Raw genomic sequence first — 19,815 nt, 5'->3', positions numbered from 1 at the left:
AAATGAAGACAAAGTTAGATTTTTTCAAAATGAAAGAACAAAACGAACCTATCGTGATGCTGACAGCATACGACTATCCAGCTGCAAAGCAAGCGGAAAAAGCGGAAGTCGACATGATCTTAGTTGGTGACTCACTTGGGATGGTTGTCCTTGGACTTGATTCCACAGTGCAAGTGACGATGGATGATATGATTCATCACACAAAAGCAGTCAAAAGAGGAGCAAAAGACACATTTGTTGTGACGGATATGCCATTTATGTCTTATCATTATTCATTAGAAGAAACGATGAAAAATGCAGCACGCATTATGCAAGAAAGCGGTGCTGATGCATTAAAGCTTGAAGGTGGAGACGGAGTATTTGAATCCATCCAAGCACTTACAAGAGGCGGTATTCCTGTTGTAAGCCATTTAGGGCTCACCCCTCAATCAGTAGGTGTCCTTGGCGGCTATAAAGTGCAAGGAAAAGACAAAGAGAGTGCACAGAAATTGATTGAAGATAGTCTGAAATGTGAGGAAGCAGGCGCCATCGCTCTTGTGTTAGAGTGTGTACCTGGTGAACTGACAAAACGGATTACTGACATGCTAAAGATTCCTGTGATCGGAATTGGGGCAGGATCTGAAGCAGATGGACAAGTTCTTGTTTACCATGATGTGGTAGGGTACGGCGTGTCTAGAACACCTAAATTTGTGAAACAATACGCGCAAATCGATGCTGTATTAGAAGAAGCGCTCATACAATATACAAAAGAAGTAAAAGCACGCACATTCCCAGAGGATGCTCATACCTTTCATATGAAAGAAGAAGTCCTTGATGGTTTATATGGGGGGATCAAGGAATGAAGGTTGTCTCCCATATTCATGAACTAAAAGACATGATCAAGCAGCATCAAGAGAAGCAGCATTCCATTGGATTTGTCCCTACAATGGGTTTCCTTCATGAAGGACATCTTACGCTTGCAAAAGAAGCAAGAGATCAAAATGACATCGTGGTGATGAGCATCTTTGTTAATCCATTGCAATTTGGACCGAATGAAGACTTTGAATCCTATCCAAGAGATATGAAAAGAGACCAGCGTCTTGCTGAAGAAGCTGGAGTAGATATATTATTTACACCTGATGTGAAGGAAATGTACAAAGACGAGCCATCGATTACGATGACTGTCCAAAAGCGTACAGACGTCTTATGCGGGAAGAAACGCCCAGGACACTTCGACGGCGTTGTCACGGTGCTCACAAAGCTGTTTCACCTTGTCGCACCAACCAATGTATACTTTGGTCTAAAAGATGCACAGCAAGTCGCTGTTATCGATGCGATGATCAAGGATTTCTTTTTCGATCTTCACCTTGTGTCTGTTCCTACTGTTCGAGAAGAAGACGGTTTAGCGAAAAGTTCAAGGAACGTGTATCTGTCAGAAACAGAAAGGCAAGAAGCACCTGCTTTATACCGGGCATTAAAAAAAGGACAGACAGCTGTAGAAAAGGGTGAACATGATATAAATCGTATTTATCAATTAGTGGAAGAAGAGATTCTTCAAACGAGTGGGGAAATCGATTATATTGACATTTACTCCTACCCAGAGCTTGAACCCCTTCAGCACTTAACGGGCCAAGTGATCATTGCCACTGCTGTGAAGTTCTCCCGGGCAAGACTGATTGATAATGTGATTTTCCATGTTCCTGAAAGCGGTGAAAAACATGTATAGAACTTTTATGACCTCGAAACTTCATAAAGCGACAGTGACTGAAGCAAACTTACACTATGTAGGCAGTATTACCATCGACGAAGATTTGCTTGATGCGGCAGGCATGATGGCAAATGAGAAAGTGCAAATTGTCAATAATCACAATGGTGCTAGACTTGAAACATATATCATCCCTGGAGAAAGAAAGAGCGGTGTCATTTGTTTAAATGGTGCGGCAGCAAGATTGGTTCAGCCAGGAGATGAAGTCATTATTATCGCTTATGGGATGTTGTCAGAGGAAGAAGCGAAATCGCACACACCTAAAGTGGTCGTGTTAAATAAACAAAATCAAATTGAACAAATGATTGGGCAAGAGCCTGCGAGAACGATTTTATAACGCACGCTCACATGGAAACAGAACAGTTTCATCAAAAGGAAGCTGTTCTGTTTCAGCTATATTGCCCAGAGTGTGTTTCACTATGAGTGGAACGAGGAATTGAGGTGTCCATTTTATGACCGATCAAAGGTTTGTTGTCGTTGATATTGAAACCACCGGGAATTCACCAAAAAAAGGTGATAAAATCATTCAAATTGCTGCGGTGGTCATTGAAAATGGACAAATTGTCGAACGGTATTCAAAATATGTGAACCCAGGGAAAACGATTCCTGGATTTATTGAACAGCTGACAGGTATTAAGCAGCACATGGTTGATGACGCGGTGTTTTTTGAGGACATTGCCCAAGAGGTGTATGATCTCATACAGGGCGCTTATTTTGTTGCGCACAATGTTCATTTTGATTTGAACTTTTTAAACGATGAACTAAAAGCATGCGGGAAAAATGAGCTGGATGTGCTAGCGATTGATACGGTTGAAATTTCTAGAATTCTTTATCCTGAGCTTGAAGGTTATAAGTTAACTGAATTAAGCGAAGAGCTCATGCTTCCACATGACCACCCGCACAGGGCGGATAGTGATGCGGAAGTTACTGCCATGTTATTTTTAACCTTATTACATCAATTAAGGAATACACCGCCAAATGTGTTAAAACAGCTGCGCAGATTATCCTCTTATCTTCTAAGTGATATAGGACTTTTAATTAAGCAGCTTGAAACCAATCACACGAGTCAGGATGATTCGCTTGTAGAAGTAGGATCTTTTGCTGTGAAAGATGTGACCAATCCTATCACTGAATCGACATATGCAGTAGGCGCTGACGACGAGCAGCTGTTTGAGGAGATAAAAGAGAAACTCCCTCAAACATTAGAAGGCTATGAAGTAAGAGAAGGCCAGCTCACGATGATGAACAAAGTAAGAGATGCGTTCCATGAAAGAGCTTATGCGTTAATTGAAGCGGCGCCAGGAATCGGGAAAACACTCGCTTATCTTATACCAGCTGCTTTAGAAGCAAAGAAATCAGGAAAACCTGTCATTATCAGTACATATTCTATTTTACTACAGCAGCAAATGCTTCAGCGCGATGTTCCGCTACTCAAGCAATTGCTCCCATTTGAGCCAGCCGCCTGTGTGTTTAAAGGGCGGGCACATTATATTTGTTTAGATAAGTTTGAGCATGTGCTGCATGAGGAAGATGATAACTATGATGTTGTCTTAACAAAAGCGCAAATTTTAATGTGGCTCCTTGTCACTGAAACAGGTGATTTGTCTGAACTGAATTTACCGTCAGGAGCTGCAAATATAAAAGACCGTATCTCTTGTGTACACATGCCATTTACATCGAAAAAACGCCGTTTTAAAGAACATTGTTTTTATGAACGGGCTAAACGAAAGGCTCAAACCGCTGACTTAATTTTGACGAATCACCGTCTGCTTTTATCCCAAACGGAAGGAGCCTCTATCTTTCAGGATGCAGACGTCTATGTGATTGATGAGGCCCACCAATTTGAAAAAACAGCCAATGAAACGCTAGGTGACAGTGCGTCTTATATCCAGCTTCATGCGAAATTAACGCAGCTTGGCTCTTTGCATGGCGGGCTGCTTAAGAAATTGAAAAAGAGATTTCATGGGGCAGGTTTATCAACTGACACCTTTATTGAAATGGACGAGTATCTTCAGCAGTTGCAGATGGAAAGTGACGCATTTTTTAGTACCGTTCATTCTTTTGTCAAAAGGACAAAACCAAAAGCGGACATCAATCGTCTCATTCATAGAGTCCGTCATCATTCAAAACATGCTCAGTGGGTCCGAATTAAAGAATCAGCGAGTAAGCTTTGTTCATTATTGATTGCTTGTGAGAAACTGTATGAGCAGCAAAAAAATGAGCTGCTTCACAAAAGTGATCAGTTCATAGATCAGTTTGCATTTGAAGCAGAAGAATACGATCAAGTGATGTCGTTTATGCAGACATTCTGCAGTACGCTGTACCGGTTTATCTTTGAACCAAACAATGATGAAACCGTTTGGATTGAGATTGATGCAAAGGGTGCCAAGAATGCTGTCTTTATGCACGCGCAGCCGCTAGATACAGGGGAGCTGCTAGCTGATCGGTTCTTCATGAACAAAAAAAGCGTTGTCCTCACATCAGGGACGCTTACCATCAATCAACGCTTTGATTATTGCTTGGAACGTTTTGGCCTGCAAGATTTTTACCCACACCTTGTCCAAATTGATTCACCTTTTGAACTTGAAAAACAGCTTAAGGTCGTTGTACCGGCTGACATGCCGCCGATCACAAACCGTGATGAACGCGATTATGTGAAGCAAGCTGCAACATATATTAAGATCATGGAAAAGCAGGATCAAGCGAAAATATTGGTGTTATTTAATTCACATGAGATGTTAAAAGCAGTGTATGAAGAGCTGAAATCAGAAGGTATGCAATCGGCCTTGTTTGCTCAAGGTTTGACAGGCGGGAGCCCTGTAAAATTGACAAAAATGTTCAAATTGGCGAAGCAAGCCATCTTGCTAGGAACAGGGACTTTCTGGGAAGGTGTGGATTTTCCTGGCTCAGAGCTAACGACCGTCATTATGGCAAGGCTTCCTTTCCGACCGCCTGATTCACCGCTCATTGAAGCAAAATGCGAAGCGGCAAAAAAACAGGGGAAGAATCCGTTTAAAGCCGTCGCTCTCCCGGAAGCTGTGTTAACTTTTAAGCAAGGAGCCGGCCGCTTGCTGCGCTCGGAAAAAGACATCGGAACATTGCTGATTTTAGACCGCCGAGTGAAAACCGCTTCGTATGGAAAACTATTTTTAGAATCACTTCATCATGCGCCAGTTCACGAGATGTCCAAAGAGTCGCTTGAGGCGTATATAGAAAAGCTTAACAACGAAAAGCCGCTGTCATAAGCGGCCTTTCACTGGTGTGGGTTTGGAGTTAATTTATCGTAACGGCTTTTTATGTTCCGTTGTAAAAATAGTATCGGTTCTCACATTGAAAAGTATGACTAACAATATTTACGTACCGAGGAGGAATTAGAAGTGGAAAGTAAAATAGAGGTACTTTCAACTGTTCAAATTAAGCATTCAGAAGACCTATACAAAATCGTCGATTTGCTGAACAGAACGCTTAAAAGGGAAGATCTTATGTTTGGATTAGCATTAGATCAAGAAGATCAAAATCAAGCGATATTTACCATATATCGCACATAGGGGAAGCTTGACATGAAAAAAATAGTTTGGATTATTTCATCCGTTGCTGCGCTCGTTTTACTCATTGGCATCATTAGCTTTTCGTGGATTTATCAAATGGCCATGGGTCAAAAAGAAGAAGGTCATGAGGCAGCGATTGAACGAGCAAAAAAGCAAGCATCATTAGCACAAGTAGAGCAAGTGGATACCTTTGTTGGGAAAGAAAAGCAATTTATTGTGGAAGGTAAAAACAAACAAAACGAAGCGATCTATGTGTGGGTACCTGCCAGCAAAAAAGAAAAAGTCATTGCTAAAAAAGCTAAAGAAGGCATTACTTCAAACCAAGCAGTACAAGCCGTTCAAAAGGAGAACACCATTTCTAAGCTAAAAAATGTTCAATTAGCACGAGAAGGTGACGTCCTCCTTTGGGAAGTAACGTACTTAAATGAGAACAACCAATATAGTTTCAGCTATGTTGATTTTACGACAGGACGAGTGGAAAAAAATTTAACACCGTAGTTTCTTCTGTCTTGCGTTGACCATGCTGATTTAGAACGGTTATAATAAAATGTATGAAAAAAGAATCACACCGATCTAACAAGGTGAGTTTCTTTCTGGCTTTGGAGGGAAATATGTTGAAAACAACTATTAATCAAGTGTTTAAACACGTCGATGAAGAAGTAACAATCGGCGCATGGATTGCCAATAAACGTTCAAGCGGGAAAATTGCATTCTTGCAGCTTCGCGACGGGACAGGCTTTATTCAAGGAGTCGTTGTAAAAGCAGAGGTAGAAGAGGAAGTCTTTAAGCTTGCGAAATCAGTGACACAAGAGACATCGGTCTATGTCACAGGACAAGTAACAAAAGACGAACGTTCACCACTTGGTTTTGAATTACAAGTGAAATCCATTGAAGTGATTCACGAAGCAACAGATTACCCAATTACACCAAAAGAACATGGAACAGAATTCTTAATGGATCACCGTCATTTATGGCTGCGTTCTAAAAAACAGCATGCCATTATGAAAATCCGTAATGAAATTATTCGTGCTACATATGAGTTTTTCCATCAAGAAGGTTTCGTGAAAGTGGATCCGCCAATCTTAACAGGAAGTGCTCCAGAAGGAACAACAGAGCTGTTTGCTACTAAATATTTTGATGAAGATGCATATCTTTCTCAAAGTGGACAGCTTTACATGGAAGCTGCTGCGATGGCACTCGGAAAAGTATTCTCATTTGGTCCAACATTTAGAGCAGAAAAATCGAAAACAAAACGTCATTTAATCGAGTTCTGGATGATCGAGCCTGAGATGGCATTTGTTGAATTCAATGAGAACCTTGAGTACCAAGAAAATTATGTGTCTCACGTTGTTCAAAGTGTACTTGAAAACTGTAAAGTAGAACTGCACACACTTGGCCGTGATACAGCAAAATTAGAAAACATCAAAGCACCATTCCCGCGCATCACATATGATGAAGCGATTAAATTCTTGCAGGATAAAGGATTTGATGACATCGAATGGGGAGATGACTTCGGTGCGCCACATGAAACAGCGATCGCCGAAAGCTATGATAAACCAGTCTTTATCACTCATTACCCAACCTCATTAAAACCATTTTATATGCAGCCTGCACCAGACCGTGATGATGTCGTCCTTTGTGCAGATTTAATTGCGCCAGAAGGCTATGGCGAGATTATCGGCGGTTCTGAACGTGTTCATGATTTAGATCTGCTTGAAGCAAGACTAAAAGAACATGGATTAGATCAAGAAACGTACAAATGGTACACAGAATTAAGACAATATGGTTCTGTACCACATTCAGGTTTTGGTCTTGGACTTGAACGAACAGTTGCTTGGATTAGCGGAGCGCCGCATGTGCGTGAAACAATTCCATTCCCAAGATTATTAAACCGTTTATATCCTTAAGACGTGAAAGCCTCCAATATATGGAGGCTTTTTCAAACGTCTTAAGGGCAGCACGTATGAGAAAACGTGATATACTGAAAGTGAAGAGGTGTATCCGATGAAAAGGCAGCAATTTATAGATATGCAGAAAATGGGTTCGACCAGTTTGCCTAATTTGCTGATTGCCCATTATGAGCAATTAGGACTGAATGAATCACAAATGATGGTCATGTTAAAGATTAAAATGAATGAAGAACAAGGTGTCTTTTTTCAAACATTTGAAGAGCTTTCACATGGTATGACCATTTCGGCCGAAGAATGTGCTTATATGGTGCAGTATTTGATTCAAAAAGGGTTTATTTCGATCCAGCCGTTTGAAGACAGGTCTGGTATTCAGCATGACCGGTACTCGGTAGAACCCTTATGGGGTGTGCTGTATGACTTTTTAGAAGCAAAACAGGCGAAAGACCTGCAAAAGAATCATGTGCAGGCTGAAAAATCTTTATATGCGCTATTTGAAGATGAGTTTGGCAGACCACTTTCTCCTCTTGAAGGGGAAACACTCTCGATCTGGATGGACCAAGACCATCATGATGCTGAAATGATTCGTCTTGCTCTAAGAGAAGCCGTTTTATCCGGAAAATTAAATTTTCGCTATATCGATCGAATATTGTTTGAGTGGAAAAAGAAAGGGCTGAAAACAGCGGAAGAAGCGAAAGAGCATAGCCAACATTTCCGTTCGCAGCAAAAAGCCCCACCTTCAAAAGAAGAAACATCTTCATATAAAAGACAAGTTCCTTTTTATAATTGGCTGGAACAATAACCAATAAAGGAGAAGGCATGTTATCAAAAAAACAAATCAATGAATGTTTAGATATTATAGGAGATATGTTTCCAGAAGCTGAGTGTGAGCTTGTTCATTCCAATCCATTTGAACTAGTGATTGCTGTCGCACTCTCAGCGCAATGTACAGATGTTTTAGTGAACAAAGTGACCAAACATCTATTTCAAAAATATAAAACACCAGAAGACTATTTAAGTGTGCCGCTTGAAGAGTTGCAGCAGGATATTCGTTCGATCGGTCTTTATCGTAATAAGGCAAAAAACATTCAAAAATTAAGCCAAATGCTGATTGAAGATTATGGCGGTGAAGTGCCAAGAGATCGAGATGAGCTAATCAAGCTCCCAGGGGTTGGGCGGAAAACAGCAAATGTCGTTGTATCTGTCGCTTTTGGAATTCCCGCCATTGCAGTAGATACACATGTCGAGCGCGTCAGCAAACGACTTGGGATTTGCCGCTGGAAGGATTCTGTTCTTGAGGTAGAGCAAACCTTAATGAAGAAGGTGCCAAAAGAGGATTGGTCCGTGACCCATCATCGTCTCATCTTTTTCGGCAGATATCACTGTAAGGCACAGCGGCCACAGTGTGAATCTTGTCCACTTCTTGATATGTGCAGAGAAGGGCAGAAGAGGCTGAAAAAAGGGCTGGTGAAGCTGGCATGAGCGGAGCAGCTGTTTTCACCTCATATGTCGAAAAGCTAAAAGAGAAAAAGGTAGAGATAAGCGGCGAAAAAAAGGATATATTAAGAATCAATCCACTCGCATTTGATCTATCTTCAGAACCTTTACTAGATGAGCAACCGTGGGAGAAAACGGAAGAATTTGTTCCTTTGATGTTTGATCTGTGGAATGAATTAAAAGACAACATGCTTCCTCGCTTTCAAACGAGAAAATCTCGGTGTGAAGAGGATGATATGCTGCAAGGCATTGTCAGTATGATTGCAATGTTTTACTGGATCAAAGGAGAGAAGCTTCAAACCGTTGATTGGGAGCAAATTAAACAACAGACGTTTCCAGTAGCCCCTATTAACTGGACAGAACGATTAGAGTTTATTTTGCTTAAACCTACTCAATATCATTGCTTTATTCAATTGGACGAGTTATACACAGAGCTCAAAAAGCAGTATGGAAAATATGAAGCACTCAGAAAGTTAAAACAAAATCGTTAAAAAAGCACTTGCCACATAGGGCAAGTGCTTTTTTGTTATTCGTCTTCTTTGCGAGAAGTAGAATTTGACTGAGTATTTGAGCTTTGAGAATTGGCTTTCTCGTCGTCTTTCTTTTTATCTTTATTGGCATCGCTCTGTGAGTTGCTGTTTCCATTTGTACTGTCTGAGCCATCACTTGAACCACCATTGCCGTTTTCGGTATTTCCGCCTTGATCTTTTTTATCATCAGGCTTCTGTTCATCAGTGCCACCTTGGTTTTGATTATCATCAGTTTGATCTGTCTGCTCATCATCAGGTTGCTGTGGCTCTTCTTCTTCTTTGTTCTCATCATCTGCTTTTTCTTCCTCTTCTTCGTCATCTTTAATGGTGAGGAAGGTAGAAGCCGCTTTACTTGTGACATCGTCTACAGTCGCTGTCACTTGGAATTTATAGGTGGATCCTGGCTTCACATCAGAGATGACGGCTTCTTTAGAAGAGCTGTTTTGAATGTCTTTATAGCCGCCATCATCGACCGCTTGCTTTACATTAAATGTTGCATCTGCATCGTCATCATAACCCCAAGTGAGTGTAATCGATTTTTTCTCTTCATCATACACCGCTTTTAAGTCAGATGGTTTGTCAGCTTCTTTCTTTTCATATGTGTCAGAAACTTTTGTTGGGACAGTTCCTTTGACGAAGTATTCCGTTGTCTTCTTATCACTTGGTGTGTTTGGTCCAGCTAACTTCGCTGGATCTGATCCTTTTTCAACCGTTGCTTCAACGACACTGTCTGGCTTTTCAAATGAGCCGCTTCCATCATCAATTTGAGAAATTAATTTCTGGAAAACAACTTTGGCAACACGTTGTTCATAATCCGTAAGCCACATTTTGCCGTCTGCATCTTTTGAGTTGCCGATTCCAGTCCACACAGCTGCTGTGTATTGCGGCGTGTAACCGACAAACCATGAATCTTTCGCACCGCCAGAAGGGATGTTGTATTTATTAATATCATCTTGTGTAAAGTTGGTTGTACCTGTTTTACCAGCTACTTGAACATTCGGTACTTGTGCGAGTGTACCTGTTCCAGATTGTACAGCAGTTTTCAGCATATCTGTGATCATAAATGCAGTGTAATCACTCATGGCTGCTTTAGAGTCTGGCGTTAAGTCAAGCTTCGTCCCGTCATTAAATTCAACAGACGTTACAGCATGCGGTTCATTATAGTATCCGTTGTTACCGAATGCACTAAATGCACCAGCCATTTTAAGAGAAGAGACACCTTCGTCAAATCCGCCGATTGAGTAAGACTCAGGAATGTCAGAAGGTAAGTCCAAACCTAAGTTATTGGCGAATTGAACAGCATTATCTGTACCAGCTTCTTGGAAAGCTTTTAAAGCAGGGATGTTTCGTGATTGTGCCAAAGCACTTCTCATCGACATTTTCCCTAAGTGTCTTCTGTCAAAGTTGTTAATTGGTGTACCGTTAGAGTACGTATAAGGCGCATCATCAATTTGCTGATATGTTGACCATTTTTTGTTTTCAATTACAGGGCCGTAATCTAAAATTGGTTTGATTGTAGATCCCGGCTGGCGTTTTGCATCAGTGGCATAGTTAAAGCCGCCGGCTGGTACATCACGACCACCGCCAATGGCACGAATTTCACCATTTTTTGTATCTAGCAGGGTGACTCCAGCTTGCATACCTTTCGTAAATCCGGCTGAATCCCCATTGATGATGTCATCCAGATGATCCTGTGCTTTTCGATCAAGAGAAGTATAGATTTTTAATCCATCTGTTGATACATCTACTTTGGCTTTTTTCTGTACTTCTTCCATGACTTCTTCAATATAAGCAGAGTACTTACTTGAGTTTTGACTCTTATATTTATCAGCTGAAACAACCGTTTTGCTGACAGGTGTTGCTTTTGCTTCCTCATACTCTTTTTCTGAAATATAGCCTTGTTTTTTCATTAGGCCTAAAACGATATTACGACGTTTTTCCGCTGCCTCTGGATGTTTCACTGGGTTATAGGCAGATGGACTTTGCGGCATACCTGCAAGTGTGGCAGCCTGTGCAACAGTTAGTTTATTTAAATCTGTCACTCCGAAAAATTGTTCAGCTGCTTTCCCAACACCATAAGCATAAGGAGAGAAGAAAATACGGTTTAAATACATTTCTAAAATTTCATCTTTAGAGTATTTTTGCTCAAGCTGAATCGAGAGCCATACTTCCTGTACTTTACGTTTTAACGTCTTTTGATTGTTAAGCAGGGAGTTCTTCACAACCTGCTGTGTAATCGTACTTCCACCTTCTGCTCCAAAACCGTCCTCGACGTTTGCGACAAGAGCACCGCCAATACGGATAGGATCAATCCCGTGGTGTTTATAAAAACGTGCATCTTCAGTTGCAATAAACGCGTCTTTTACCACGTCGGGTATATCTTTAATCGAGACATACGTTCTTTTTTCCGCCCCGACTTCTGCAAAGACTTTTTTGTCTTTATCGTAAAGTTTTGAAGAATACGGCGTTTTTAGCTTGCTATCATCAATAGAAGGAGCGCTTGATGCAAAAACGGCAAAAGTTGTGATTCCGGCTACTAAACAAAGAAGACCGATCACGAGTAAAGATAAAAATATTTTTTTAAATAGACCTGCTTTCTTTTTGCCTTTTTTGTTCTTTTGCTTCTTATTGTTTTCTTGACTTGCTTTACGTCGCTGTTCACGACTTGTAAATTGATCAGACATCACATCTCAACCTTTCGTGTTAAACCTTTTTCGAACGTAAATGTTGCTTCCTGTCATCCGAAAAATGAAGTGTCTCCACTACTTTAATATAATCAATTCTTGGCGAATATCCAAGTGTCATGAGGTGACCTGCTTCCATTAATTCATCTTTGCTAATGGATTTACGGCCGTTTTGCTGCTGCCGCTCCCAAAAGAAGAAGAGGTCAGTAGCGGACAAATAATAAACGGAACCAAATGCGGATATAATAACAAAACAAATACCGCCTTGCTTTTCAACCTGTTTCATATGCTCAATTTGATGGTCGTGGAAATTTTTGAGCGGAAACGAGGTGGTGCTTTTGGTTTCCTTTGCTTCAAAATCGATATAACGCCCTTTGTATACCCCGTTGTAGTCTGTTGTGGAGGATTGTTTAAAATAGGCTTCTTTAATGACAGCAGCGCTTCTTTTTGGATAATCCACATTGACAATTTGAACAGGGGTAGGCTTTTTATGAATGACTGCGATCCCGTTGACCAAATAGTACTGGTTCGTTTCATTTAAGTCAGCTTCAAGCGTCATCCCGCGGTTACTATAAGATGATTCGCCGCTGATTCTTTTTTTTGTCCCAATTTGTTGAATGGGCTGATACGATTTTCCGTTAGGATACCGAATCATCAAGTTTCAGCCTCCTTTTAATGCATTTTGTATTGGAGAGATCACCATGTTGTCACAACAAGAGCACATGATTACCCAGCATATTTTACATGAAACGAAAGCGAAAAATAAGGACAACCTGACAAGGACAAATGCGTACAAGCGCTTTTATGACCGTCATCCAGAGATGAAATGGTCTCTGCTTGCTTCTTTTGTCTCCAGAAATGCTGGATGGTCGATGACAGATTTAAAAGGCGAGCTCTTCCATCCGGGTTTAACGGATCAGCAAGGGCATCTGTTCTTTACAGCATATGAAAGAGCGAATTGGCTGATCTTTTCAGATGCTTACCCGCAGCTTCTCTTGTATGAATGGTCAAAAAGGTGCCGCAAACCTTTATTTCATCTGCTGCCCCATTTCGGTGTGTCTCGTTTTATGAGCGCTGAGTGGGAACGATTTTGGCAAAAGCGTGACACAGAGCGATTGCTGCATGCACTCATCATAAATGAACAATATACTATACAATCTCCTATTATACAAAATCCTCTCCTGAAAAAGAATGTTTTTCACTCGATTCAATATCTTTTCAGCGAGTGGGCACATTTTCAAACCGTCGTTTTTCCGACAGTAGACGGGCATTTGTACGGCTTAACCATACGAAAGTTTTCCCAAGTAAAAGAGCGCATTACGTTAGGGAAAAAACTAGCAAAACTATTGTTTCGAGCCGATTTGTTTTCGGATTTTTATCATTTTTTGCATACCGTGCCGCATACGGGATCTCGATTTGATTTTGAACCGTTTTTAGGGATTGCGCGAAGGTCAAGCCCTTTCCTCAGAACAGTGTATCCAGTCATGACACATTCATTAGACGATCAAAGGGAAGATTGGTTTCAAAAGAAATTGAGTCCATCCTTGTTTGAAGCAGAGCGTTTACCAAAACAAATTGAGCTGACCGACTGGTATTTTCATAAAAAAAGGCAGCTTCGTTTTCTTTTCTCATTAGAACACTATTTTTTGCATAAATAAAAAGCAGGGGGTACCTGCTTTTTTTACGTGGATGGACGGTTAGGGCCGCCGAGCTTTTTATCAAGCTGATCTGTACTGTTTTCTTTCCCTTTTGTTTTTTGCTCTTTTGGTGCTTGCTGCTTTTTCATGACATCTACCTCCTTTGTCCTTAGAATTTACACAATCGGACGCGATCATACAAAGAAGGACAAGCACGTGTCGAAATGGAAGAAATTGCGCTTATCTTCACTTAGATTGGCGATTTAGTTCTAGTTTTGTCATGTATGAAGGAGGGAGTAAAAGAAAAGAGAATGTAACGAGAGATGATAAAGGAGGAATCTGATGATGAGCGAATTTGTATCAAAAGAATCCATTATGCAGTTGTTAGAGGAAATTGAGCGAAAGATTGATGAGGTGGAAGAAGAACTGTCTTTAGCTGTCAAAAAAACAAAAAACGCTGCCGTAGAGGAGCAAGAACAAATCATTGACCGTCTTGAATCTGAAGTGAAGGAATGTGAATTGAAAATTCATGCAGCAGAGTATAAGCTGGCGGCAAGACCCGCATATCACGCCGGATAGCTTTTCTATTTGAGCAATAAGTAAACGTTTGATAGGATGGTTCATAGAGGTGAACACTTTGGATAATCAAACATTACTGAAACATACACAAGAGTTGATCACGTGGATCGAAGAAGCATACGAGCAGTACCTTAAGGGAAAGGCAGAAGAGGAATACCCAGTTTATGATTTTTACAACGATATTCAACCGGCCGTTGTCAAATTTGATCAGCAAATGGAAGAGTGGCTTACTGCTGCTACCTCATTTATTCATCAGGCCAAACCTAGATACTTACATCAAGAACAGCTTGAAGCCGTCCAAGAAAATGGAAAAGAGGTTGTGCTGCAATCTTATTTTGGCAAACAGCATGCACCTCGTGTGAAAAATTTAGTTGAGTCAGTGATTTATACACTGAACCTTTTAATAGAAGAAATCAACAAACGCAGCTGATGAAACAGTCTGCGTTTTTCTTATGGCTGCTGTAGGCACATCTTCTGCTTCCTGAACATAATATATCATTGACTTCAATATGTTTTCAGAGCGAGAGGAGCGAGATACATGTTCCCTTATTCAAACCAGCCATCTTATGAAATGAATCAATTTCAGCAACGGCCTTTTCCGTATCCAGATATGCAGCAGCCTCCGCAGCCTCCAGAATATTTCATGCCCCCATATCAAGGTGAAATGAACCAGCCGCCGTCTGCAGGCTATCAGCCGCCTTTTGGATATCAGGAAAACTTCCAGCCTTATCAGCCGCAGCCTGAAGCAATGAATCAGCCGCAAATGCAGCCGCCGGGCATGATGCCTATGCAGCAACCTATGAATCCTTATCCTTTGCCAAGGCCACAAAAACAGCAATCATCTCAATTTAAAAGTGTGCTGTCACAATTTAAAAAAACGAATGGGCAATACGATTTTAATAAAATGTTTGATACTGCTGGACAAATGATGAGTACAATGAATCAAGTGGGCTCATTGGCGAAAGGATTTACTAGTATTTTTAAAGCATAGCAAAACCCAATAGATATACATCTATTGGGTTGTTTGTTTTGGCGCAGTCACACGAAGTGATTGATCTTTCCAAACGCTCTTCATATTGGTTTCATCTATTTTTGCAGGCATTAAAATGGTTTTGGTAAAGCTCGAATAGGAGGAAGTCGTGTCTGTTTTGATTTTTTCCTGTACCGATAAGTGTAAATATTGCGCTTTCACTTCTAGTGCGATATCACCTTCGACAAAATGGTCTGGAAATCGAATCTCAATATATACATATTGATCATCTTCTGTCACATCGGTTGTAATGGATGCAAGTGAATGGCTCGTGGTCATCAGCGCCTCTGCACTATTTAAAATGTCATGAAATGGCGATGATGCAAAAAATTGTTCAATCGCTTCATATAGAATGTCTTCATTTGCTAACAACTCGTGTTTCTTTTCACTTTCATGTTTCATTTGAATCACCTCTCATCTACAGCCTATGCAAAAGGGGCTCAGGCGGTTATCAATTGATGAGAGGAAAAAATTATGATTAAATAGTGTTGAATGAAGCAAGGTGTATGGGCGTGAAGATTTATACGCTGAATAGATCTAGAAGCAAAGCTTGAAGGGAGCAAATGAACATTGCTGAAAAAATTATTCGGTTTCGGAAAAAACCAAGATGATGTAAAGGAAGAAGTCATTTATTCTCCAGTGGATGGAGAGTTAATGGATATGACCGATGTACCAGATCCCGTTTTTTCTCAAAAGATGATGGGAGACGGCGTAGCTGTAAAACCAAAAAACGGCACCATTGTGTCACCAGTAGATGGTGAAATTATTCAACTCTTCCATACAAAACATGCAATTGGGATTCGAACACTCTCGGGGCTTGAGCTTCTGATTCATATCGGACTTGAAACGGTTGGATTAAATGGTGAAGGCTTTGAAGCACACATAAAAGAAGGGGATAAAGTGAAAGCAGGTGATCCTCTCATTACGTGTGATTTAGCGCTGATTGAAGAAAAAGCGGCAAGCACAGTGACACCAATTGTCATCATGAATGGTGATTTAGTAGAACATCTTGACAAAGAACCTAAGGGCTCTGTAGAAAAGCAGACGTCCAAGCTTTTTACAGTGAAAATGAAATAATCCAAAAAACTACCCTGAGTTGATAGGGTAGTTTTTTGATTGAGGACATTAATCCTCCATTGGAACCCAGCCTTTACTTGCTTCCATGACAGTCCATAAACCCTCTGGAATCATGTACTTGTCTTTTTGACTGCGTTTAATGACGGTTTCAATCTCGTTTTCTCTGCCTTCTTTAATCTTTACTGCCCAATCGGGATCAACAATGACTTCTCTTGCAACAGCAATGAGTGGAATCCCTTGATTGTATGCATTCAGTGCATCCTCAGCTGTAATGACGCTGCCGACGCCGATGAGTGGAAGCGTGTCACCACAGCGCTCTTTTAATAATTCCATCCGCGTCTTACTTGTATCAGCACCACGTCTTGCTTTAGCGTCAATCTCCATTAAAGAAATATGCAAGTAATCAAGGTTTTTTGTCTTAAGTACGTCCACTAAAGTAAATGTTTCTGTCATGGTTAAACCAGGTGTTTCTGGTTCTTCAGGTGATAATCGATACCCAAAGATAAATGGTTTTGTTACATGCTCTTTGATTGCTTCTTTCACTGCATCTACTACTGCAATTGGAAATGCGAGACGCTTTTCTTCGCTTCCGCCCCATTGATCTGTACGCTGATTACTATGCGGGGAGTAGAATTGCTGTAATAAATATCCGTTCGCTCCATGGATTTCGATCCCATCAAATCCCGCTTGGATTGCGCGCCTTGCTGCTTCTTTAAATGAGTCGATGATGTGAGGAATTTCTTCTTCTGTCAAAGCTCTCGCAATTTGTTTTCCATCTTTAAATACATCACTTGGCGCAACGACATCACCGTTTGGGACTAAATGAGGGAGAGCCTGAGAGCCGCCATGATGAATTTGCATAATGGCTTTTGTTCCTTTCGCTTGAATCGCAGAAGCAAGCTTTTGAAGGCCAGGTATATCTTCATCTCTTGCAATAGAAGGCTGTCCTTCAAACGCCTTACCATCTGGCGTCACGTTTGCACATGCGGTGATGACCATGCCCATTTCGCTTGATCTAGCGGTAATAAAATCAATTTCTTCCTTTGAGATCGTGCCATCCTCATGAGAACCGAAGTGTGTCATTGGTGCAACGACTAAACGGCCATCAATAGAGGCACCCCCTGGGAATGTAAAAGGTTCAAATAAAGGCTTAAATTCGTTTTTCAATCTGATCATCTTCTTCCTTGATAAAATCATTTCACTATAGAAGTGTAATAGATATTGTTACAACACATCAAAATATTTGCTCACAAGCGGTGCATCAAAAAATTGCCGCCTAGTCATGCAAACAAATATTCGGTACACTAGAATGAGAGGTGGATACCAGATGAAGAAGAAAACAATGAACGAACTCATAGAAGATTTAAAAAAAGACGAACAGGTCGAGCATTGGCATGAAATTGAAGCGAAGCCTGCACTGACTTCTCCAATTCCTGAAAGAGTAAATGACAGGCTCAAAGTGGCGCTTGAAAAAAGAGGTGTGAGCGAACTGTACATTCATCAAAAGGAAGCCTTTGAACGTGTGATGGATGGTGAGAATGTGGTGACTGTGACACCTACAGCTTCAGGTAAAACGCTTTGCTACAATCTGCCAGTTCTTCAGTCGATCGCAGAAGATCAGACAAGCCGCTCCCTCTATTTATTTCCAACAAAAGCACTTGCGCAAGATCAAAAAAGTGAATTAAACGAAATCATTCATGAGATGGATGTTCCAATTCACAGTGAAACCTATGACGGGGACACCTCCCCAGCGATTCGCCAGCGCGTCAGACAGGCAGGACATATTGTCATCACAAATCCAGATATGCTGCATTCAGCGATTTTGCCTCACCATACGAAATGGGTCAGTTTATTTGAGAACTTAAAGTATATTGTCATTGATGAGCTTCATACATATCGAGGCGTGTTTGGCAGTCATGTCGCCAATGTCATTCGCAGACTAAAGCGAATTTGTGCATTTTATGGAAGTGACCCGACCTTTATTTGTACTTCAGCGACCATAGCGAATCCGAAAGAGCTTGCAGAGCAGCTGACCGGAAGCAAGGTGCATCTCATTGAACGAAACGGAGCACCTAGCGGTAAAAAGAATTTTGTCTTTTACAACCCGCCAGTCGTCAATAAGCCATTAAATATTAGACAAAGTGCGGCCACTGTTGTGAATCAGCTCGCTAAAACATTTTTAAAAGAAAAAATTCAAACGATTGTTTTTGCTAGAAGTAGGGTAAGAGTTGAAGTCATCCTAAGTCATATTCAAGAACTAGTGAAAAAAGAAATTGGTCCTAAATCGATCCGTGGTTATCGCGGGGGCTATTTGCCGAAAGAGCGGCGCATGATTGAAAAAGGCTTAAGGGAAGGAGACATTCTCGGTGTTGTCAGCACAAACGCACTAGAATTAGGAGTAGATATTGGACAGCTAAAAGTCTGTATCATGACCGGATATCCTGGCAGTGTAGCGAGTACGTGGCAGCAGGCTGGACGAGCTGGAAGGCGTCATGAGGAAGCACTCATTATCATGGTCGCAAGTTCATCGCCACTTGACCAATATATTGTCAGGCACCCTGAATACTTCTTTAACAGACCACCTGAATCGGCAAGAATCAATCCTGAGAACCTTATCATCCTAGTCGATCATCTAAAATGTGCGTCCTACGAGCTACCGTTTCGAGAAGATGAACAGTTTGGCAGTATGGAAGTAGAAGAAATCTTGCAATACTTACATGAAGAAGGGGTTCTTCATTTCAGCGGGAACCGTTATTATTGGTCAGATCAATCGTTCCCGGCTCATGGCATCAGTCTGAGATCTGCAAGTCAGGAAAATGTCGTCATTGTCGATCAATCCGATGTAGCGAACGTTCGAATTATTGGGGAGATGGATCGATTCAGTGCGATGACCTTACTTCATGATGAAGCGATTTATTTACATGAAGGGGTTCAGTATCAAGTGGAAAAGCTAGATTATGAGCATCTTAAGGCTTATGTGAAACAAGTCGATGTAGAATATTATACAGATGCGAATTTAGCAGTTCAGCTCAAGGTGCTTGAAATTGATCAAACAACAGAGAAAGCGGCGGTATCTGTTCACTACGGTGATGTGACCGTCAATGCAATGCCGACCATTTTCAAAAAAATTCGATTATCAACTGGGGAAAATATTGGTTCCGGCCCGATTCACTTACCTGAAGAAGAGATTCATACGAGTGCTGCTTGGTTTGAATTACATGAAGCAGAGCGGACATTTGAAGAAAAAACACTTGAACAGCTCTTGCTCGGTATTGCCAATGTTCTTCAGCATATTGTTCCGGCGTTTGTCATGTGTGACCGTTCAGACATTCATGTTATTTCTCAAATAAAGGCAGCCCATACGGGGAAACCGACCGTATTTTTATATGATCATTACCCAGGTGGAATCGGTTTAAGTAAAGAGGTGCAGGCTCGCTTTGATGAAATTGCCCGTGCAGCCACTCAGCTGATTGAGCGATGCAGCTGCGAGAACGGCTGTCCATCTTGTATTGGCATGGAAATGAAAGAGATTGATGGAAAAAGCAGGATCATTCAATTGATGGCAGGATTTTAAGGGAAGGG

At 41.1% G+C, this 19,815-nt stretch carries 21 protein-coding genes; 16 read left to right on the top strand and 5 right to left on the bottom strand.

Annotation, left to right across the window (positions count from 1 at the left end; genetic code table 11):
* The first annotated feature begins 2 nt into the window (after nt 1-2).
* The 10 genes from panB to NST09_RS10320 all read left to right on the top strand — a co-directional run bounded on the left by panB (nt 3) and on the right by NST09_RS10320 (nt 9,187).
* Nucleotides 3-842, top strand: a complete 840-nt coding sequence (gene panB / locus NST09_RS10365; RefSeq protein WP_046343839.1) for a 3-methyl-2-oxobutanoate hydroxymethyltransferase — start codon at nt 3-5, stop codon at nt 840-842.
* Entirely contained in the window at nt 839-1,705 is an 867-nt protein-coding gene (panC, locus tag NST09_RS10360; protein ID WP_341041902.1) for a pantoate--beta-alanine ligase, read from the top strand. The genes panB and panC overlap by 4 nt, the downstream gene beginning before the upstream one ends.
* Nucleotides 1,698-2,081 (top strand): aspartate 1-decarboxylase, encoded by a 384-nt coding sequence (panD, locus tag NST09_RS10355; RefSeq protein ID WP_017359738.1) that lies wholly within the window; start codon nt 1,698-1,700, stop codon nt 2,079-2,081. Before panC ends, panD begins: the two co-directional genes overlap by 8 nt.
* Before the next feature lie 115 nt (nt 2,082-2,196).
* Nucleotides 2,197-4,989 (top strand): ATP-dependent DNA helicase DinG, encoded by a 2,793-nt coding sequence (gene dinG, locus NST09_RS10350; RefSeq protein ID WP_342492991.1) that lies wholly within the window; start codon nt 2,197-2,199, stop codon nt 4,987-4,989.
* Between the two features lie 132 nt (nt 4,990-5,121).
* Nucleotides 5,122-5,292: a YpmA family protein gene (locus NST09_RS10345; protein ID WP_008344594.1), complete on the top strand. Its 171-nt coding sequence runs from the start codon at nt 5,122-5,124 to the stop codon at nt 5,290-5,292.
* Nucleotides 5,293-5,304: 12 nt separating this feature from the next.
* The gene (tseB, locus tag NST09_RS10340) at nt 5,305-5,790 is read left to right on the top strand and encodes a cell wall elongation/penicillin-binding protein regulator TseB (RefSeq protein ID WP_007500889.1); all 486 of its coding nucleotides are present in this window, start codon (nt 5,305-5,307) and stop codon (nt 5,788-5,790) included.
* Nucleotides 5,791-5,906: 116 nt separating this feature from the next.
* Nucleotides 5,907-7,199 (top strand): asparagine--tRNA ligase, encoded by a 1,293-nt coding sequence (gene asnS, locus NST09_RS10335; RefSeq protein ID WP_024718525.1) that lies wholly within the window; start codon nt 5,907-5,909, stop codon nt 7,197-7,199.
* 97 nt (nt 7,200-7,296) lie between these two features.
* Complete coding sequence (locus NST09_RS10330) at nt 7,297-8,001, top strand: DnaD domain-containing protein (RefSeq protein ID WP_007500879.1); 705 nt, start codon at nt 7,297-7,299, stop codon at nt 7,999-8,001.
* A gap of 17 nt (nt 8,002-8,018) precedes the next feature.
* Nucleotides 8,019-8,681, top strand: a complete 663-nt coding sequence (gene nth, locus NST09_RS10325) for an endonuclease III (protein WP_008344602.1) — start codon at nt 8,019-8,021, stop codon at nt 8,679-8,681.
* The gene (locus NST09_RS10320; RefSeq protein ID WP_041507035.1) at nt 8,678-9,187 is read left to right on the top strand and encodes a YpoC family protein; all 510 of its coding nucleotides are present in this window, start codon (nt 8,678-8,680) and stop codon (nt 9,185-9,187) included. The genes nth and NST09_RS10320 overlap by 4 nt, the downstream gene beginning before the upstream one ends.
* 35 nt (nt 9,188-9,222) lie before the next feature.
* Here NST09_RS10320 and NST09_RS10315 read toward each other — a convergent pair whose 3' ends face one another.
* Both NST09_RS10315 and recU read right to left on the bottom strand, forming a co-directional pair.
* A complete protein-coding gene (locus NST09_RS10315) occupies nt 9,223-11,910 on the bottom strand; it encodes a PBP1A family penicillin-binding protein (protein WP_025207532.1) in 2,688 nt (895 codons plus the stop codon).
* Nucleotides 11,911-11,929: 19 nt separating this feature from the next.
* Nucleotides 11,930-12,565, bottom strand: a complete 636-nt coding sequence (gene recU / locus NST09_RS10310) for a Holliday junction resolvase RecU (RefSeq protein WP_072368256.1) — start codon at nt 12,563-12,565, stop codon at nt 11,930-11,932.
* A 46-nt stretch (nt 12,566-12,611) separates the two neighbouring features.
* Between recU and NST09_RS10305 the strand changes: the two genes are divergently transcribed.
* Complete coding sequence (locus NST09_RS10305; protein ID WP_017359732.1) at nt 12,612-13,568, top strand: DUF2515 domain-containing protein; 957 nt, start codon at nt 12,612-12,614, stop codon at nt 13,566-13,568.
* Nucleotides 13,569-13,591: 23 nt separating this feature from the next.
* On the opposite strand, the gene sspM is transcribed toward NST09_RS10305, so the two are convergent.
* Nucleotides 13,592-13,696, bottom strand: a complete 105-nt coding sequence (gene sspM / locus NST09_RS10300) for an acid-soluble spore protein SspM (protein WP_017359731.1) — start codon at nt 13,694-13,696, stop codon at nt 13,592-13,594.
* A 196-nt stretch (nt 13,697-13,892) separates the two neighbouring features.
* On the opposite strand from sspM, the gene NST09_RS10295 reads away from it, so the two are divergent.
* The 3 genes from NST09_RS10295 (at nt 13,893) to NST09_RS10285 (ending at nt 15,117) form a co-directional block, all read left to right on the top strand.
* Nucleotides 13,893-14,126: a DUF5446 family protein gene (locus NST09_RS10295; RefSeq protein ID WP_234717153.1), complete on the top strand. Its 234-nt coding sequence runs from the start codon at nt 13,893-13,895 to the stop codon at nt 14,124-14,126.
* A gap of 58 nt (nt 14,127-14,184) precedes the next feature.
* Nucleotides 14,185-14,556 carry a YppE family protein gene (locus tag NST09_RS10290; RefSeq protein ID WP_017359730.1) on the top strand — a complete coding sequence of 124 codons (372 nt, stop codon included), beginning with the start codon at nt 14,185-14,187 and terminating at the stop codon, nt 14,554-14,556.
* A 108-nt stretch (nt 14,557-14,664) separates the two neighbouring features.
* Entirely contained in the window at nt 14,665-15,117 is a 453-nt protein-coding gene (locus NST09_RS10285; RefSeq protein ID WP_017359729.1) for a YppG family protein, read from the top strand.
* A 21-nt stretch (nt 15,118-15,138) separates the two neighbouring features.
* Here the strand turns inward: NST09_RS10285 and NST09_RS10280 are convergent, their stop codons facing one another.
* On the bottom strand, nt 15,139-15,558 hold the full coding sequence (locus tag NST09_RS10280; protein WP_007500867.1) for an Hsp20/alpha crystallin family protein: 420 nt from the start codon (nt 15,556-15,558) through the stop codon (nt 15,139-15,141).
* Between the two features lie 168 nt (nt 15,559-15,726).
* On the opposite strand from NST09_RS10280, the gene NST09_RS10275 reads away from it, so the two are divergent.
* Entirely contained in the window at nt 15,727-16,233 is a 507-nt protein-coding gene (locus tag NST09_RS10275) for a PTS glucose transporter subunit IIA (RefSeq protein WP_008344623.1), read from the top strand.
* Between the two features lie 48 nt (nt 16,234-16,281).
* Here NST09_RS10275 and NST09_RS10270 read toward each other — a convergent pair whose 3' ends face one another.
* Nucleotides 16,282-17,400 carry an NADH-dependent flavin oxidoreductase gene (locus tag NST09_RS10270; RefSeq protein WP_024718533.1) on the bottom strand — a complete coding sequence of 373 codons (1,119 nt, stop codon included), beginning with the start codon at nt 17,398-17,400 and terminating at the stop codon, nt 16,282-16,284.
* Nucleotides 17,401-17,560: 160 nt separating this feature from the next.
* On the opposite strand from NST09_RS10270, the gene NST09_RS10265 reads away from it, so the two are divergent.
* Nucleotides 17,561-19,807, top strand: a complete 2,247-nt coding sequence (locus NST09_RS10265) for a DEAD/DEAH box helicase (protein WP_046343826.1) — start codon at nt 17,561-17,563, stop codon at nt 19,805-19,807.
* Nucleotides 19,808-19,815 lie beyond the last annotated feature (8 nt).

It is taken from the genome of Bacillus sp. FSL W7-1346, assembly GCF_038593335.1.
GTDB classification, from domain to species: domain Bacteria; phylum Bacillota; class Bacilli; order Bacillales; family Bacillaceae; genus Bacillus; species Bacillus altitudinis.
This window is presented reverse-complemented; position numbering and strand designations above follow the sequence as displayed.